At 71.6% G+C, this 16767-nt stretch carries 14 protein-coding genes; 6 read left to right on the top strand and 8 right to left on the bottom strand.

Features of this window, described 5'->3' with window-relative positions; all coding sequences use genetic code 11:
• Window positions 1-828: 828 nt before the first annotated feature.
• Window positions 829-1335 carry a nuclear transport factor 2 family protein gene (locus ABH935_RS43740; RefSeq protein WP_370383906.1) on the bottom strand — a complete coding sequence of 169 codons (507 nt, stop codon included), beginning with the start codon at window positions 1333-1335 and terminating at the stop codon, window positions 829-831.
• Window positions 1336-1435: 100 nt separating this feature from the next.
• Between ABH935_RS43740 and ABH935_RS43735 the strand changes: the two genes are divergently transcribed.
• Entirely contained in the window at window positions 1436-1993 is a 558-nt protein-coding gene (locus tag ABH935_RS43735) for a TetR/AcrR family transcriptional regulator (protein ID WP_370383905.1), read from the top strand.
• Between the two features lie 23 nt (window positions 1994-2016).
• Here ABH935_RS43735 and ABH935_RS43730 read toward each other — a convergent pair whose 3' ends face one another.
• The gene (locus tag ABH935_RS43730) at window positions 2017-2739 is read right to left on the bottom strand and encodes a Type 1 glutamine amidotransferase-like domain-containing protein (RefSeq protein ID WP_370383904.1); all 723 of its coding nucleotides are present in this window, start codon (window positions 2737-2739) and stop codon (window positions 2017-2019) included.
• Window positions 2740-2971: 232 nt separating this feature from the next.
• Here ABH935_RS43730 and ABH935_RS43725 point away from each other — a divergent pair, with 232 nt between their 5' ends.
• Window positions 2972-3793 carry an SAM-dependent methyltransferase gene (locus ABH935_RS43725; protein WP_370383903.1) on the top strand — a complete coding sequence of 274 codons (822 nt, stop codon included), beginning with the start codon at window positions 2972-2974 and terminating at the stop codon, window positions 3791-3793.
• Window positions 3794-3880: 87 nt separating this feature from the next.
• Here ABH935_RS43725 and ABH935_RS43720 read toward each other — a convergent pair whose 3' ends face one another.
• The gene (locus tag ABH935_RS43720; protein WP_370383902.1) at window positions 3881-7873 is read right to left on the bottom strand and encodes a Pls/PosA family non-ribosomal peptide synthetase; all 3993 of its coding nucleotides are present in this window, start codon (window positions 7871-7873) and stop codon (window positions 3881-3883) included.
• A 212-nt stretch (window positions 7874-8085) separates the two neighbouring features.
• On the opposite strand from ABH935_RS43720, the gene ABH935_RS43715 reads away from it, so the two are divergent.
• Both ABH935_RS43715 and ABH935_RS43710 read left to right on the top strand, forming a co-directional pair.
• Window positions 8086-8859, top strand: coding sequence for a class I SAM-dependent methyltransferase (locus tag ABH935_RS43715; RefSeq protein WP_370383901.1), 774 nt, complete (start codon window positions 8086-8088; stop codon window positions 8857-8859).
• Window positions 8860-8921: 62 nt separating this feature from the next.
• Window positions 8922-9914, top strand: a complete 993-nt coding sequence (locus ABH935_RS43710; RefSeq protein WP_370383900.1) for a zinc-binding alcohol dehydrogenase family protein — start codon at window positions 8922-8924, stop codon at window positions 9912-9914.
• A 14-nt stretch (window positions 9915-9928) separates the two neighbouring features.
• Here ABH935_RS43710 and ABH935_RS43705 read toward each other — a convergent pair whose 3' ends face one another.
• The 3 genes from ABH935_RS43705 to ABH935_RS43695 form a co-directional block, all read right to left on the bottom strand.
• A complete protein-coding gene (locus tag ABH935_RS43705) occupies window positions 9929-11383 on the bottom strand; it encodes a copper resistance CopC/CopD family protein (protein ID WP_370383899.1) in 1455 nt (484 codons plus the stop codon).
• Complete coding sequence (locus ABH935_RS43700; RefSeq protein WP_370383898.1) at window positions 11374-11913, bottom strand: hypothetical protein; 540 nt, start codon at window positions 11911-11913, stop codon at window positions 11374-11376. The genes ABH935_RS43705 and ABH935_RS43700 overlap by 10 nt, the downstream gene beginning before the upstream one ends.
• A gap of 77 nt (window positions 11914-11990) precedes the next feature.
• Window positions 11991-12704, bottom strand: coding sequence for a hypothetical protein (locus tag ABH935_RS43695; protein ID WP_370383897.1), 714 nt, complete (start codon window positions 12702-12704; stop codon window positions 11991-11993).
• 411 nt (window positions 12705-13115) lie between these two features.
• Here ABH935_RS43695 and ABH935_RS43690 point away from each other — a divergent pair, with 411 nt between their 5' ends.
• Entirely contained in the window at window positions 13116-14024 is a 909-nt protein-coding gene (locus tag ABH935_RS43690; RefSeq protein WP_370383896.1) for a LysR family transcriptional regulator, read from the top strand.
• A 74-nt stretch (window positions 14025-14098) separates the two neighbouring features.
• Here ABH935_RS43690 and ABH935_RS43685 read toward each other — a convergent pair whose 3' ends face one another.
• On the bottom strand, window positions 14099-14851 hold the full coding sequence (locus tag ABH935_RS43685; RefSeq protein WP_370355212.1) for an SDR family NAD(P)-dependent oxidoreductase: 753 nt from the start codon (window positions 14849-14851) through the stop codon (window positions 14099-14101).
• A gap of 152 nt (window positions 14852-15003) precedes the next feature.
• Between ABH935_RS43685 and ABH935_RS43680 the strand changes: the two genes are divergently transcribed.
• Window positions 15004-15900 (top strand): aldo/keto reductase, encoded by an 897-nt coding sequence (locus ABH935_RS43680; protein WP_370383895.1) that lies wholly within the window; start codon window positions 15004-15006, stop codon window positions 15898-15900.
• A 7-nt stretch (window positions 15901-15907) separates the two neighbouring features.
• Here the strand turns inward: ABH935_RS43680 and ABH935_RS43675 are convergent, their stop codons facing one another.
• Window positions 15908-16678: a TetR/AcrR family transcriptional regulator C-terminal domain-containing protein gene (locus tag ABH935_RS43675; protein WP_370383894.1), complete on the bottom strand. Its 771-nt coding sequence runs from the start codon at window positions 16676-16678 to the stop codon at window positions 15908-15910.
• Between the last annotated feature and the right edge of the window lie 89 nt (window positions 16679-16767).

Raw genomic sequence — 16767 nt, 5'->3', positions numbered from 1 at the left:
TTTAGGAGCTTTTTACGGCTTCGCACGGGTTTAAGAAGGATCCGCTGGGTGGCGCAGTTCGGTGGCGTGCCGCAGGTTGCGTTGGCGGCCGGCGGTGTTCGTGTCCACGACCGCGCCCCGGTCCGAGTCACTGCGCACGCGTTGCGTAGGCGGCAATCGTCGGGCGTGGTGGGCGCCAAGAGTCAAAGACAGGGCCTCCGGCGGCGCCTGCGCGGCGAGCGGCACTCGCTCCGGGGAGGGGGGGTCGCGTAGTTGGCTGCCGGACGTTGCTTGTGGTCGCCTTGTCCCGGGTTCCCCGTCGCGTCGTCGCCTGACGGAAGCAGACCGGTCCGGTGGTATCAAGTCGGATCGCACGCTGCTGTGGTGCGGTTTCGTGCGACTTGACACCACCGGCCCGGTCAGCTTGGCTACGCCCGCCGACGCGACGGGGAACCCGGGACAACCCCGCCTGTGGGAAGGGTTCCCGCGTCTTGGGCACGCCACGTCACTGCCCGAGTGGACCGTGTCCACACCACAGGCCGGGACTCGGCGACCAACACTCAAACCGCCACCGACGCGGGGGGTTGGGGATCCCTCAGGGTCTGGAGTGCCCCCGCCGGAGGCGCCTGCTCTTGACTTTCAGGCACCCACCTCACGCGGCCGCCGCCCGCCCACCTGACGCGTGCGGAGTGACACGGACCCGCGCGCGGTCGTGCCCAGCACCACCGCCAGCCGCCAGCACGACACCAGGCACGCCACCGAACTGCGCCACCCAGCGGATCCTTCTTAAACCCGCGCGAAGCCGTCAAAAAAAGCGAAGTCGTAAAGTGGCCGAGCGGCCGCTAGATATCAGGCCCCTACCTGCTCGGCCAGAGCCGCGGCCAACGCGTCCAGCTGCCCGAACGCCCGCGCGGCGCCGATGTGGTCGGTGTAGTCGCGGGCTTCGACGATCACGCCGTCGCGCACCCGCGTCACGAAGATGCATGGCCACGAGAACGGCCGCCCCGCGGTCGTCCCCACATACCGGAACTCCGTGATGACAACTTCCGGGTCGGCGGTTTCGTGCACGTGGACGTCCACGGCGGTCAGTGACTCGGCCGGGACCCGGGCGGCGGCGAAGTGCTCACGGATGCCGGCGCGGCTGAAACGCGGGTTGTCGCCGAGTGGCGCGAACGGGTGGCGGACGTCGGTGGCTTCGCCGTAGAGGGCGGCCAGGCGGTCGAGCTGTTCCTCGCGTTGTGCGGGGTCGAGGTTGCCGGAGACCAGGCGGCTCACTCCTGCGGCGACCGACCTGACGACGTCGGCCGGAGTCTGAGTCTGTACCTGCTGCGGATCCCGCGTCTGAGATTCGGACATGCTCACGCGCACCTCTTTCCGGAGTCTGGACTCCACTTACCGTACCAGAGTCCAGACTCCGGATATAGTCGTCCCGACCGCACCACGCCCGGGAGAAACCATGCGCACCGACGCCCGCCTCAACCGCGAGCGCATCCTGGCCGCGGCCGAGGAGGTCTTCAGCGAGCAGGGGAGCGCCGGGTCCACCGAGGAGGTCGCGCGGCGTGCGGGCGTGGGCATCGCCACCGTCTTCCGCAACTTCCCGACCAAGGACCAGCTGATCGAGGCGACGCTGGTCCGCACCTTCGACCGCCGCACCGAGCTGGCACGCCGACTCGCCACCGCCGACGACCCCGCCGAGGCGCTGCGCACCCTGGTCCGCACCATGATCGAGGACGGCCCGACGAAGATCGTCCTGGCCACCCTCATCACCGCCGACGGCCGCATCCCCGCCGACGCCGAGCAGGCCTCGGACCGTCTCAAGGAAGCCGTGGGCGCCGTGGTCCAGCGCGCTCAGGACGCCGACGCGATCCGTCCCGGCGTCACCGTCGACGAGGTCTACTTCCTCGTCCGCGGCCTCGCGCAGGCAGCCGCCGCGTCCCCGGTCCCCGCCGCCACGATGCGCGGCGCGATCGACGTCGTGCTCACCGGCCTCACCGGACTCGTCGGCTCAGGCTGACGCCGCAAGCTGCCGGCGCCGAATCACGCGCCCAGAAACCGCACTTCCAGCGCAGCCTCTTCGACCATGCCCTCGCTACCCCGCCGCACCGAAAACCCCCGCGCCCCCGGCCGATCCGCGACGACCTCCGCCAACTCCTCATCGACGTAGTGCAGCGCGACCCCGTCGTCGCACCCGTACCCGTCGGGCAGCGTCTGCTCCTGCACGAGCCGCTGGAACAGCGGCCGCCGCCGCTCCTCCGACTCGTAGTGCGGGCAGTACGAGCCCTTCAGCAGCCTCAGCCCGTCCGTGAACGGCCGCAGCTCCGGGCCGAACGAATCCGTCGTCCCGCCCTCGAACCAGCAGATCCCGCCGGCGCTCGACCCGAGCAGCACCACGCCGGCCTCCCAGGCCTTGCGGAACACCTCGTCGAGCCCGTGCACGCGCCACACCGCCAGCATGTTGGCCACGCTCCCGCCGCCCACGAACACCACGTCCTGCGACAGCAGCAGGTCTTCGGGGTCTGCGACGTTCGGCATCGGGAACAGCGCCAGGTGCCGCACCTCGCCCGGGGCGCCGGCGAGGCGGTCGTAGAAGCGCTGCGTGGTGGCCGGGTTGTCGCCCTCGGCGGTGTTCAGCACGCACATCTTCGGCTGCGCCTTGCCGCTGAGCCGGATCGCCTCCGCGCAGTACAACGGAAACGCCTCGCGCGGCATGAGCGCCCCGCCGCCGATCGCCAGGATGTGCTTCCGTCCGTCCGCAGCCATGGTCCCGACCGTAGCGCACCTCGAAACGGCACCTCATCGCGCCTCAAACCGTGCCCGCGACCTGCCCCGGGACCCACCCCGCACCCCGTCCCACCACCTCGCAGTTGCGCAGCGCCGGTGATCGAGGCAGGCTAGCGCGCAAAGCGGTGCCGCCGCCGAATCCTCAACGCGACGCGCCCTTCCCCCCGCTCAACTCGGCCCGTAACCCGGTGCCGCCGCTAGTTTGGTGCCCATGGACGCGATCGACGCTGCGGAGCTGGCCTTGAGTCTTCCGGACATTGACCCGTCGCAGCCCAGCCCAGCCCGTATCTACGACTTCTGGCTCGGCGGCAGCCAGAACTTCGAGGCCGACCGCGAGGCCGGCCGCCGCGCCGCCGACGCCATGCCCACCCTGGTCGGCGCGATCCGCGCCAACCGCGCCTTCCTCGGCCGCGTGGTCCGGCACCTGGCCGGCACGGTCGGCGTCAGCCAGTTCCTCGACCTGGGCTCCGGCGTGCCGACCGTGGGCAACGTGCACGAGGTCGCGATGGAGGTGAACCCCGAGGCGCGCGTGGTCTACGTCGACGTCGACCAGGTCGCCATCGCGCACTCGCGCATGCTGCTGGCGCAGACCCCCAACGCCGTCGCGATCCTGGCCGACCTGCGCCGCCCCGACAGCGTCCTGGCGCATCCGCTGCTGCGGCAGACCCTGGACCTGGCCAAGCCGGTAGCGATCCTGATGAACGCGGTCCTGCACTTCGTCCCGGACGCCGACGACCCCGCGGGCATCGTCGCGGCCTACGTCGAAGCCGCCGCCCCCGGGAGCTACCTGGCCCTGTCCCACGCCGCCCCGGACCTGGCGCACCCCGGCGAACAGCAGCAGATGCTCGACGACTACCAGCGCTCGACGCGCGTGCCGTTCATCAACCGCGAGCCCGAGGTGATCGCGAGTTGGCTGGCCGGCCTGGAGATCCAGCCGCCGGGAATCGTCACGGTCGACCAGTGGCAGCCCGAGCCGAACAGCGTCGAGACGCCGATCCTGCGCACCTACGGCGTGTTGGCGCGCAAGCCCTAGCGAGAAAGGTTTGTGGCCGGACCGGGATCCATCCCCGGCCCGGCCACAAACTGCTGTCCGCTTCCGCTGTCCGCTGACTGTTAACTGCTAACCCTCGGAATCCCAGTGCGCGACCGGATTCCCATGCCACCGCGTACCGGCCCGCAACCGATCCCCGCGCATCACCAGCGAATACGGCCCCGCCACCGCCGCGTCGTCCAGCTGCGTCCCCGGCAGCGCGATCGCGTGCGGCCCCAGCGTCGCCCCACGCCCGAGCGTCACCGTGTCCATCCGCATCAGCCGGTCCTGGAACAGATGCGTCTGCAGCACCACCCCGCGGTTGACCGTCGCGCCGTCGCCCAGCGTCACCAGGTCCGTCTCCGGCAGCCAGTGACTCTCACACCACACACCCCGCCCGATCCGCGCCCCGAGACTGCGCATCCACATGTTCATGAACGGCGTCCCGATCAGCGACGCCCCGAGCCAGGGCATCCCCACTTCCTCGATGAACGTGTCGAACAGCTCGTTGCGCCACACGAACGAGCTCCACAACGGCTTCTGCCCGACCCGGAACCGCCCCACCAGCAGCCACTTCGCCGCCGTGGTGAGCAGACACGCGACCACCCCGGCGGCCAGCAGCAGCCCCATCGCGGCCGGCAGCGCGCCGTACAACCCGAGGTTGTCGTACGCGGCCTGCACGCCTATCACCGCCAGGTCCCCGAGCAGCACCGTGATGAACAGCGGCAGCCACCGGCACAGCTCCACGAACCCGCGCGCCGCCACCAGCCGGAACGGCGGGTCGTACGTCCGCGCCGTGGACTCCCCGCCCTCCACCTGCCGCTGCACCGTGAACGCCGGCCGCCCCAGCCACGAGTCGCCCGGCGACGTGCGCGGCGGGGTGTCCGAGTGCACGCCGATCAGCGACTCGTCGGCGACCCGCCGGAACGGCCCGACCATTCCGGAGTTCCCGACGAACGCCCGCTTCCCGACGTACGCCGGCCCCAGCCGCAGCCAGCCGCCGCGGATCTCGAACGGCGCGATCAGTGTGTCGTCGGCCAGGAACGCGTGATCGTCGACCTCCATCAGGCTGGGCAGCGCCAGCACGGTCGAGGCCTCGACGCGCCGTCCGACCTTGGCGCCCAGCAGCCGCAGCCACACCGGCGTGGCCAGGCTGGCGTACAGCGGGAACAACATGACCCGCGAGGTCTCCATCAGCCGGTGCACGACCCACACGTTCCACGCCACGCGGCCGTGCGCCGCGTACACCCCCGGCACGATCTTGCGCGACAGCACCCGCACCACCAGCGCCGTCAGCAGCGCGTAGCAGACCACGGTGACCACGGTGAACGGGACCGACGACAGCAGTATCAGGTCGGCCAGGCCGCCGGGCTCGGGATGCGCGCCGCGCCACAGGTACAGGAACACCAAAGCCGGCGCCGCCGCCAGCAACGGCAGCAACTGCATCGCCGGCAGCGTGACCATGTAGACCAGGTTCCAGAACCCTGACGTGCGGTACTCCGGCGGCGGCCACTTGAACGTCGGCACGTTCTCGTCGCGCCGGGCCGGCGTCCCGTGCCACCGCTGGCCCTCCGGGACGGTCCCGGACACGCAGCTGCCGGACGCGACCTCGGCACCGGCGCCGATGTCAGCGCCGGGCATCAGCATCGACCGGGTCCCGACCGAGGCGTGCGGCCCGACCCGGATCCCGCCGACGTGCAGCAGGTCGCCCTCGATCCACCAGCCCGCGCAGTCCACCTCCGGCTCCAGCACCGCGCCGTCCCCGAACGCCGCCATGCCGGTCACCGGCGGCAGCGAGTGCAGCTGCACGTCGCGCCCGACCCGGCACCCCAGTATCCGCGCGTAGCGGGACGCCATCGGCGTGCCGGTGACCCCGGCCAGGCTGAACGCGCCGACCAGCCGCTCGGCGGTCCACAACCGCAGGTGTGTCCAGCCGCCGCGATGGTAGGAACCGGGCTGCAGGTTGTGCGTGAACACGCGCGCGCCGACGCCGCTGATGACCATGCGCGCCGGGGCGCTGCCCAGCGCCAGCCAGCCGCCGACGATCAGCCACCACGAGGTGTGCGGGGCCCACTTCACCGGCCCGATGACGTCGTCCATCGCCGCGATGCCGAGCACCCACGGTATGGCCGTGACGACGAACATGACCGCCAGCACCACGCCCTGGTACAGCCCGGCGGTCGCCGGCGTCAGGTGTACGCGGCGGTGCCGCACCCGCGGCTTGCCGGCCTGGCCGCCGGCTTGTTCGGAGGCGTCCAGGAACCGGGTCAGCTCCGGCAGTTTCGGGTGCTGGTACAGGTCTTTGACGGTGAACCCGGGGAACCGGTCGCGCATCTCGCCGACCAGCCGCGCCGCGGTGAGACTGCTGCCGCCGAGGCCGAAGAAGTCGCTGTCGGCCTCGACCGGGACGCCGAGCAACCGTTGCCACTGTTCGGCTATCCAGCCGGCGGTGCCGCCCAGGCCCGCCGCCGAACCGGCCGCGGCGGCCTCCTGACCGGGCAGGGGCCAGGGCAGGGCTTTGCGATCGACCTTGCCGGAGGTGCGCGTCGGCAGGTCGTCGACCAGCGCCAGCACCGGGACCAGCGCCGGTGGGAGCTTGTGCAGCAACAGTTCGCGCGCCGCGTTCTTGTCGAAGCCGCTTGCTGTGGCCGCGTTGCTGCCGCCGTCGGTAGAACGCTGATGCGGGATGCCGCCGGACTGACCTGCCGCGTTGTCGACGACCAGGTAGCCGACAAGCACCTGCCCGCCGGCCGGGCTGTCCTTGACCGCCGCGGCGGCCGCACGCACGCCGGGCAGCGCCTGTAACGCCGCGTCGACCTCGCCGAGCTCGATCCGGCGTCCGCCGATCTTCACCTGCTCGTCGGCGCGGCCGACGAAGATCAGGCCTTCGCGTTCGGCGCGGACCAGGTCGCCGGTGCGGTAGACGCGCCGGCTCCGTAGGGCCGGATGCGGCGCGAACTTCTCGGCGTCCTTGGCCGGATCCAGGTAGCGCGCGGTGCCGACTCCGCTGATCAGCAGCTCGCCGGTCTGGCCCCAGGGCACCGGCTGCCCCTGGTTGTCGACGACGGCCAGCTCCCAGCCGTCCAGCGGCGTGCCGATCCGCACCGGCGCTCCGGCGCGCATCAGCGAGGCGCAGGCCACGACGGTGGCCTCGGTCGGGCCGTAGGTGTTCCAGAACTCGCGCCCCGCCACGGCCAGCCGCTCGACCAGCTCCGGCGGGCACGACTCGCCGCCGACGATGAGCAGCCGCACCCGGTCCAGCGCCTCGGCGGGCCAGAGCGCGACCAGCGTCGGGACCGTCGAGACCACGGTGATGCCGCGCTCGACGAGCCACGGTCCCAGATCGGTGCCGGCCTTCACCAGCGAGCGCGGCGCCGGGACCAGGCAGGCGCCGTGCCGCCAGGCCAGCCACATCTCCTCGCAGGAGGCGTCGAAGGCGACCGAGAGCCCGGCCAGGACCCGGTCACCGGACCCCAGGGGCTGGCTCTGGACGAACAGGCGCGCCTCGGCGTCGACGAAGGCTGCAGCCGAGCGGTGCGAGACCGCGACGCCTTTGGGGCGTCCGGTGGTGCCCGAGGTGAAGATCACCCACGCGTCGTCGGCCGGCGCCGGCGGTCCCGGGCGCCGGCCGGCCGTCCCGGGCCCGGGACGGATCGCGCGGCCCTCGCCGATCACCGCGCACACCGCGGCGTCCTGCCAGATCATCTCGGCGCGCTCGTCGGGGTCGTCCACGTCGACCGGCACGTACGCGGCTCCGGCGGCGATCACCGCCAGGATCGCGATGTACAGATCGAGGGTCCCCGACGGCACGCGGACGCCGACCTTGTCGCCGGGCCCGACTCCGCGCCCGCGCAGGGTGTCGGCCAGCGTGGCGACAGCGCCGCGCAGCTCGCGGTAGGTGAGCACGGTCCCCGCCGCTTCCAGGGCGGGCGCCTCGGGGTGCTGCTGGACGGTCGCGTCGAGGACGTCGACGAGGGTCCGTGCCCGCGCAGCCTGGGCCACCGGCCAGACCGCGTGGTCCAGCGAGGCCGGCAGGATGCGCCCGAGGGGCATGGTCGTGACCGTGTCCTGGGTGGGTTGCATGAAGTTTTTCTCGAGTCGTCGTAGCCATTGATGACGTCAGGCCTGGCAGCCCTCGGGTGGCGACGCGACCGGCCATGCTGTCTCCATTATGGTCGGTCGCTAGGTAAGAACGGCGTTAAGAACAACTAAAGAGAGTAGTAGCAAACGGCGTGCGGGGGGTTCCGGCAGGTCATTGCTAGCCCCACGGGTTGAGGATCTTTGAGGAGCTTGGTGTGAGCGTGGCTTTCCCGTCCGACCGGTGGCGTTCGCGTTTGGGGACGCTTCGGCAGGTTGTCAGACAGGAGACGGTGACCCGGCAGGTCGCGGCGCACGTGCCGGATCTGCCGGCGCGCCGGGTGCTGGACATCGGGTGCGGGCAAGGGACTCAGGCCTTGTTGTTGGCTCGGCGCGGTCATTCGGTGACCGGACTGGACACCTCGGAGCAGTTGCTCGACGATTTCCGCGCCGCTTTGGATGCCGAACCTGAAGACGTCCGCGAGCGGGTCCGCCTGGTCCGAGGAGACGCGACGGAGCTCGGCTCGTTGTTCGGGCCGGGTGGCTTCGACGTGGTGTTGTGCCACGGCGTCCTGATGTATTTCGCCGATCCCGGGCCGTTGCTGGACGCGATCGCGGGGGCGGCGGCGCCGGGCGGAACCGTGTCGTTGCTGGTCCGCAACGGCGACGCGCTCGCGATGCGGCCTGGGCTGCTCGGCGATTGGGAGGCGGCGAATGCCGCTTTCGAGGGCAGCGGGTATCACAACCGGCTTGGCGTGGACGCGCGCGCGGACCGGTTGGAGGAGCTGACAGCGGAGTTGGCGCGGCGGGATTTGGCGGTGTCGCAGTGGTATGGCGTTCGCGTCTTCACCGATACCGCGGTGGACGCCGAACTGCCTGACGAGGCCACGCTGGATGCTGTGCTGGACGCCGAGGAGCGGGCCGGGCGGACCGATCCGTATCGGCACGTCGCTGCGCTGCTTCACGTGGTCGCGGTGCGGGTCGGCGCCTGATCTCGGGTCGCGGGTCTTGGACCGGGAATGATCAGCCGCCGGTGCTTCGTTGTGATCTTTTCATGAGCACCCTGCCGGCGACGATGCGCGCCCACGCCTTCAAGACCAACGGCGGTCCCGAGGTCTTCGAATCCATCGAGCTGCCGGTTCCCGGCCTGGATGATCGTAGTGTCCTGATCGAGGTCGCCTTCGCCGGCGTCAACTTCGCCGAGGTTCAGCATCGGCGTGGGGAGTTCGGGGAGCCCGACGGGCCGGGCGGCTACGACGTGCCGGGGCTGGAGGCGTCCGGGTGCGTGGTCGCGGTCGGGGATGGCGTGACCGAAGTGCGGGTGGGGGAGGAGGTCGCCGCGTATCTGCCAGCGTTCGGTGGGTATGCGCAGTTCGCGGTCACCTCCGCCGACTTCGTGCGGCCGGTCGGCGCGCTGCCGTTGGAGGTCGCGGCCGGGGTGCCGTGTGTCTACCCGACGGCTTACGGGCTGGTGTCCGACGTCGGGCGGCTGCGCGCGGGGGACAGCGTGCTGATCCACTCGGCGTCCGGCGGCGTCGGGGGCGCGGCGGCACGGATCGCCCGGGCGTCGGGGGCGCGGCACGTCTTCGGCACCGTCGGCTCCCCGGCGAAGCAGCCGGCGGGCTATGACGCGCTGTTCTCGCGCGAGGCGTTCGCCGACCAGGTGCTGGAGGCCACCGACGGCCGCGGCGTGGACCTGGTCCTGGACCCCATCGGCGGCCCGGTGCGCGCGGCGAGCCTGCAGGTGCTGGCGCCGTTCGGCCGGGTGGCGGTGTTCGGCGACCAGGGCCGGCACGACGACTGGACCGAGGACGTGTGGGCGCTGTGGAAGAACTCGCGGGCGGTCGCCGGCTACAACATCGGCGACGTGGCGCGCCGGGCCCCAGCCACGATCGGCGGGCATCTGGAGCGTGCGCTGGCGGCGCTGGCATCGGGGGAGTTGCCGTACGAGGCGCCGAGCGTAGTGCCGATCGCCGAGGTGGCCGAGGTGCACCGCGGGTTCGAGGCGGGGGAGCGGTCAGGGAAGACGGTGCTGCGGGTGGGCTGAGCTCTGTGCTCCGCCTACCGCGCCGGTGCGTTCCCAGCCAGCAACACAGCCAACAACAGCAGCACCGACGCACCGGCGAGCTCCACCACCACGTTCCGCCGCAGCGCCGCCGCACTCCCGCTGCCCCACGTCGCCACGATCCCACGCGACCCCCTGGCGACGCCGATCACGCACAGCAGGATCGCGACCTTGGCGAGCAACAGGCGGCCGTACGTGGTGTCCAGCAGGCCGCTGACACTCCCGACCTCCCGCCACGCCTGATACACCCCGGTCGCCACCAGCACCCCGACCGCCCCGAGCGCCAACCGCGAGAACCGCCGCACCGCCACCGCCACCGCCGCACCCCCACCGGCCACCAGCACCGCCACCACGAACAGCCCGCCGACCCACACCGCCATCGCCGCGACATGCAGCGTCAGAGCGACCATCGCCACCGGCGCACCACCCCCGGTCGCGGCATGCCCGGTCGCACCCCACGTGCCAGCCATCGCGACCGTGAACGCCAACGGCACCACCGGCCCCCGCGCACGCCGCAACACCGCATCCCCCACCACCGCCGCCAACGCGAGCGCGACGAGCCGCGCCATGAACGCATGCCCCTCCCGCGTGCCGAGCGTGACGGAGAGCAACGAGCGGTCGAGCAGGTGGCCAAGCGACAGCCCGCGCGCGGCGGGGGCATACGCGGCCAGCTGAATCAGGGTCCCGACGAGCAAAAGCGACCAGCCGAGCGCCGCCGGCCAGGTGGGAGTCGAGGGCGGCTCGGCTGCGGCTCCGACAACGGTGGCCGCCGAGCTGGCACTTGGGCTCACCGCGAGGTCCTCGGCGACCAGGTTTGCTCGCGCGGTAGGCGGACCGGCGGCGAGGCCTGCCGGTGCGTGCTCGGTGGCCAGGTTTGCTGTGGAGTGCTCGGTGCTCTGGATTGCTGGCGTGGCCTCGTCCCGCCGCCGATATGTGTACAGCGCCGCGACCCCGCCGACCATCGCGAGCCCCGCGAACCCGATCCACTGCCCCGCGTCGTAAACCGCGCTCGTCAAGCGATTGTGCCCGAGTCCCGCGACACTGGCCGGCACGCTCGCCGCACCCACCGCGAACATGACCGTCCCGGAGCTCGCGTGCCCGTCGTCGGCCGCCGTCACCTGCCACACCACCACGAACGTGCCGTGCCGCGCGTCCGGCGCCAGGTCCACGGCCAGGCTGTCGGCGCCGGACAGCCCGGCACGCAGCGCCCCCGCGTCCAGTCGCCGGCCGTCGGGGCCGATCACCTTCACCGCGCTGAGCTTCAGGACGATCTCCTCCGAGAATCGCAGCCCCACCTGCGTCGGCTCGCTGCCCAGGACAGCGCCCTGCGAAGGCGTCGACGCTGCCAGCTCCGCGTGCGCTGAAGCCGGTCCCGCGAACACGACGAGTGCCGCGAACACCGCGGCGCATACCGTCAGGATCCGCCGTCCGAGCGATGACTTCAGTGACATTCCCCAGCCGCCTTCCGCTTCGCGACCACCGCCGCGACGCCGGTCCGGTAGTCCGCCAGCGTCTGCGCGTCCGGCTCGAACTTCCACGCTCCGCCCTCGAAGACCACCGCGCTGCTCCCGGTCGTCGACCCCTGATGCCAGTCGACCTTCACGTCTGTCGCGGAGACGTCCGTCGCCGCGTCGATCACGTACGGCTCGCCCAAAGCCGGCCGGCACTCCGTGTTCAGCCGCACGAAGTCCGCCTCACTCAACGCCGCACGCCCCGCCGCCGACCACAGCCCCCACGCCTGCGCCCACCCGCCGCCGGACATCAGCCCGAACTCCTGCGTCGCCACCGACCTCGCCCGCACCATCGACGGCCCGGACGCCCCCGAAGCCCCAGCAGCTCCCGAAGCCCCACGCGAAGCAGACCCCCGAGACCACCCCGCCAACACCGAGTTGGCCGCGACCACCGCGACCACCACCGCCAGCAGGAACCACCACCCGGCGGCCCGGCCGCGCAATCGCAATCCGAGGCGCGCAGCGCGCATCAAACCCTCCTCTCGCCGGCTGAGAACGGGACGGCGGCCCGAAACCCCGCAGCCGCCGCCCCGCGCGACCAACCGGCTCAGTTCGTGAGCCGGTTCGTCCCGTAGTGCAGGATCATGTTCTGATTCGCACTCAGGTCCAGGTCCGCCGTGAACCGCAGCGAGTCCCGGATCTGGTTGTTCGTGATCGCCGTACTCGGCGCCCCGCCCCAGGTGTACGTGAACGTCTGCCCCGGCGCGACCTGCCGCTGGTTCAGCGGCACGTCGTGGAAGCCCAGCCGCGCGATGTAGAACGACGTCCCGTCCCCGCGCGGCACCTCCAGGTAGTCCTGCTGCGGATGCCCGTACGCCACCGACGCCGAGTACGCGTGGTTGTCAGAGCTCGAAGGCGCGCGCCAGATCAGCACCGCGCAGTCCGTGGCCAACGTCTCGGACGAGGTGTTGGTGAACGTGAACGTCCAGTTCCCGTACCACTGGTCACCGCTGAACGACACCGCCTCCGACAGGCCGACGTTGCTGCTGAACTGCGTGGTCAGCGGCTCGCTCAGGATCGGGTTGGTGCCGCTGATCGGGTGGTTCACGCCGTTGGCGCAGCGCTCCAGCGGCGAGCTGTACACCGACGGCGCGCCGCTGGGCACCGCCTGGCTGTAGGTGGCGGGCCCGGCCGCGACCGCGGAGGTCGCGGTGCTGTCGGCCGCGGCGCTGCCACCGGAGCCCAGGGCGGCGATCCCGGCCGCGACCGCGGCGGTGGCCAAGCCCGCGGCCAGGCCCCGTTTGGTGGAGATGCGTTGCATGCGGGGAGTCCTTTCATCAGGACGGTCCCGGCGGGCATGCCGGGAACCGGGGTGGTGCCGTGGCATGGCGCGGTGCCCCGAAAGCGAGCGAGGCAGAGCGCTGACAACCGCCCCCACGTCCCACGCCGGCGTCGCCGCAGCCCGCACGTCGCGTGAAAGGCGATGTAATGAAGCATCCGCATATACGAGATTTGTGATGCGGATAACCCTTCGTCATGGATGGTCTACTGCGGTGCGCGGGCCGCGTCAAGGGTTTCCGGGGCCTTGGTCTAGTCCATTAGGTCTAGACCCATGTCAGCCCCGTGAATAAACGGGCACGCCAAGGGCCCCGCAAGGGCGGCGCGCAACCCGGGCGTGTCCGTCGGTGTGTCCGTCACGCCGCCGATCCCGCCGCCGTGGTGCGATAGTCCGATGGAGTTGCGTCCGATGGAGTTGCGGGAGTTGCAGGGCTTCGTGGCGGTCGTCGAAGCCGGGAGCCTGTCGGCGGCGGCGCGGCGGCTGCACGTCAGCCAGCCGGCCTTGTCCCAGACGATCGCGGGACTGGAACGCGAACTGCGCGTCCGGCTGCTGGAGCGCAGCAGCACCGGGGTGAAGGTCACCGAGGCCGGCGGCGTGCTGCTCGGCGAGGCACGCGCCGTGCTGGCCCGCTATGAGCAGGCGCAGCGCGTCATGGCCGGCTTCACCGCGGGCGACACCGGCGGCGTCCTGCGCCTGGGGATCCCGCTGGAGTTCCCCTCGACGGTGCTCGCGCCGGCGTTGGCCGAGCTCGCCGAATCGTGTCCGAACACCCGCGTGCAGGCGCGGCACCTGTCCACCGCCGAGCAGATCACCGCGCTGCGGGCCGGGGAGTTGGACGTCGGCCTGCTGCGCGAACGCCCGGCCGGCGACGACTTCGACGCGATGCTGGTGACGCGCGAACGGCTCGGCGTGCTGCTGGCGGCCGGGCCGGCGGCGGAACTGGCCGGCGCCGACGGCGTGCCGCTGGACGCGCTGGCCGCCCTGGAGTGGCTGCCCTTCCCGCGCACCGACAGCCCGGCCTGGCACGACGAGGTCACCGCGATCCTGCGCAGCCACGGCTTGACCTTGGGCTCCGACGCCCCGCCGAACCAGCGCCTCATCGCCGAGGTCAAGCTGGCGGCGGTGACCGCGGGCCAGGCCTTCGCGCTGGCCCCGCCGGACTGGTCGCAGCCGCTGCCCGACGGGGTGGTGTGGCAGCCGTTGGCGGGCCATCCGCTGGTGCGCCGCACCTGGGCGGTCTGGCCCGCCGACTCCCGGCGCCGCGACCTGGGGCTGCTGATCGCCGCGTTCGAGCGCGGCTGATCAGCGATCACCCAGACTTACCCAGACTTACCCAGACTTACTCAGGGCACTGGCAGAGCTGTATCAGTGCTCCGTCAGACCGCGGTCCGCCCGCCATCCACCGGCAACACCACGCCCTGCACGAAGCTGGCCCCGTCCCCCACCAGGTACGCCACCGCTGCCGCGATCTCCTCCGGCGCCGCCGGACGCCCGAGGGGCGCCTCGGCCGCGAGCCCGTCCAGATTGTCGCCCATCGGTGCCGTGCCCTCGGTACGCGTCGGCCCGACGCCCACCGCGTTGACCCGCACGCCGCTCGGCCCGTACTCGGCGGCCCACGCCTTCGTCAGCAGGTTCACCGCCGCCAGGCTCGACCCGTACAGCGCCATGCCCGCCTTGCCGTAGGCGGCGACCTGCGTGCTGATGTTGACGATCGCACCCTTGCCGCGTGCGGCCATCGCCGGCGCCAGCTCCGCCACGAGGAAGAACTTCGCCTTCACGTTCAGCGCGTACAGCTCGTCGAACTGCTCCTCGGTCATCTCCGCGGTCGGCCCGAACGGGAAGGCCCCGGCGTTGTTCACCAGGATGTCCACCCGCCCGCCGCCGGCCTCGACGGCCTCGCGCGCCAGCCGTCGAACCGCCGCCGCGTCGCTCAGATCCGCGGAAATGAAATCCGCCTTTCCGCCACGTTCCCGAATACCGTTCACGACGCTGTCGCCGCGCTTCCGGTCCCGTCCGGCAACGAGAACGTGCGCCCCCTGCTCGGCCAGCGCCTTCGCGACGGCAGCCCCGATCCCGCTGGTCGCACCGGTGACCAGAGCCACGTTCCCGTCCAGGGAGTATGCAGTCATGAGAATTGCCTTTCATGGAATTCCGATGGTGACGCTTCATCGAACCCCACGCGCCATCGCACACTTCCATAGCGGCCACAGGCATTCCTTATAGCCGATATCGGCGCTGATTCTGGCTGGCGGCAGGCTCCCGCGATCTGATAGGAGTCACTGTGACTACCGCTACCCACTCTTCCGGCACCTGGCAGCTCGGCGACCGCACCGTCCACCGCCTCGGCTTCGGCGCCATGCGCCTGACCGGCACCGGCGCCTTCCACAACGGCACGCCCCGCGACCGCGGCACCTCCATCGCCGTCGTCCGCCGCGCCGTCGAACTCGGCGTGAACCACATCGACACCGCCGCGTTCTACTTCTCCGCCCTCCGCTCGGCCAACGAGATCGTCAACTCCGCGCTCGCCGCCTTCCCCGCCGACGAGGTCCTGGTCGCGACCAAGGTCGGCCCGCGCCGCGACCGCGCCGGCGGCTGGGAGGGCGCGGCCCGCCCCGAGGACCTGCGCGGCGACGTCGAGCAGAACCTGCGCGAACTCGGACGCGACCACCTGGACCTGGTCTACCTGCGCAACATGCGGTGGGACTCGCTCGCCGACCACTTCGGCGCCCTGGCCGAACTGCGCCAGGAAGGCCTGATCCGCAACCTCGGCGTCTCCTCGGTCTCGACCGCGCAACTGCACGAGGCGCGCGCCATCGCCCCGGTCGTCGCGGTGCAGAACAAGTTCGGCCTCGACGACACCGACTCGGTCGAGGTCATGCGGGCCTGCGGCGAACTGGGCATCGCCTTCGTCCCCTTCTTCGCCATCGCCGGCGCCCGCCCCGGAGCCGAGGACGCCGCGACCGCCGCCACCGGCACGGCCGAAGCCGAGGAAGACCGCGCGGCGAAAGTGGCCGAGGCCCACGGCGTCAGCCCGCAGCAGATCCGCCTGGCCTGGACCCTGGCCCAGGGCCCGCACGTCCTGGCGATCCCCGGCACCGGAGACATCGCGCACCTGGAGGCGAACATCGCCGCCGGCGCGATCCGGCTGACGCAAGAAGACCTGGAATCGCTCGGCTAAGCGACGCCTAAGCGACCAACGCCTGGAACGAATCCAGCACTCGCTCCAACCCGAACTCGTAAGCGTGGTCGGGGTCGTACGCCGCGCCGTGTGCCTCCCCGGCCGCCGACCCGACCCGCACCGCCGTGGGGTACTTCTCGGCGTCGAAAACCTTCTCCAGCAACGGCGCGTTCGCCTGCCACCACTGCCGGTCGCTCATCGCACTGTCGACCTGCGCGGCCCGGGTGTCCGCCGCGCTGCGCGCCCAGCCCTGTACGAAACCGAGCAGGTGCGTCAGACAGTCGTCCGTCTGCACGTCGCTGAGCCCCATGTCCTGGAACGCCGTGAGTTCGTGCTCGTACTTGGCCATCAACCCGGGCCCCAGCGGCGGCCGTGCCGTCGAGACCTCCGCCGCCCACGGATGCCGCTCGAACAGCTCCCGGTTCTCCTCGGCGATCGCCCGCACCCGCTCGCGCCACGGCCGGCCGGCGGTCTGCGGGCGCGGCATCGCGGCGTACGCGGTGTCCATCATCAGGTCCAGCAGCTCTGCTTTGCCCGGCACGTACGTGTACAGCGACATCGGGACCACGCCGAGCTCCTGCGCGACCCGCCGTATCGTCACCGCCTCCAGCCCCTCGGCGTCGGCGAGCGCCGTCGCCGTCGCGACCACCGCCTCCACGCTCAGCGCGCGGCGGGGTCCGCGGCGGGGTGCGGCGGTCGCGGCGGGGTCCTCGCCGGTCCGCCAGAGCACCCGCAAGGTGTGGGCCGGATCACCGGCGCTGGTTCGTTCCGTCGGCACGGGAACAATCCTCCCGCATCATGCGTTGTACGCTGTACACTGTACGTCGTACATTTTAATCGGCAGGAGGAGAACCATGCGCATCGCCG

The sequence above is a fragment of the Catenulispora sp. GAS73 genome (assembly GCF_041262085.1).
Lineage (GTDB): Bacteria > Actinomycetota > Actinomycetes > Streptomycetales > Catenulisporaceae > Catenulispora.
This window is presented reverse-complemented; position numbering and strand designations above follow the sequence as displayed.

Coding starts and splice junctions, on each gene's coding strand:
- ABH935_RS43725 (WP_370383903.1), top strand. CDS start 2,972: ATGGACGCGATCGACGCTGCGGAGCTGGCCTTGAGTCTTCCGGACATT.
- ABH935_RS43720 (WP_370383902.1), bottom strand. CDS start 7,873: ATGCAACCCACCCAGGACACGGTCACGACCATGCCCCTCGGGCGCATC.
- ABH935_RS43690 (WP_370383896.1), top strand. CDS start 13,116: ATGGAGTTGCGTCCGATGGAGTTGCGGGAGTTGCAGGGCTTCGTGGCG.
- ABH935_RS43695 (WP_370383897.1), bottom strand. CDS start 12,704: ATGCAACGCATCTCCACCAAACGGGGCCTGGCCGCGGGCTTGGCCACC.
- ABH935_RS43705 (WP_370383899.1), bottom strand. CDS start 11,383: ATGTCACTGAAGTCATCGCTCGGACGGCGGATCCTGACGGTATGCGCC.
- ABH935_RS43735 (WP_370383905.1), top strand. CDS start 1,436: ATGCGCACCGACGCCCGCCTCAACCGCGAGCGCATCCTGGCCGCGGCC.
- ABH935_RS43685 (WP_370355212.1), bottom strand. CDS start 14,851: ATGACTGCATACTCCCTGGACGGGAACGTGGCTCTGGTCACCGGTGCG.
- ABH935_RS43700 (WP_370383898.1), bottom strand. CDS start 11,913: ATGCGCGCTGCGCGCCTCGGATTGCGATTGCGCGGCCGGGCCGCCGGG.
- ABH935_RS43740 (WP_370383906.1), bottom strand. CDS start 1,335: ATGTCCGAATCTCAGACGCGGGATCCGCAGCAGGTACAGACTCAGACT.
- ABH935_RS43710 (WP_370383900.1), top strand. CDS start 8,922: ATGAGCACCCTGCCGGCGACGATGCGCGCCCACGCCTTCAAGACCAAC.
- ABH935_RS43730 (WP_370383904.1), bottom strand. CDS start 2,739: ATGGCTGCGGACGGACGGAAGCACATCCTGGCGATCGGCGGCGGGGCG.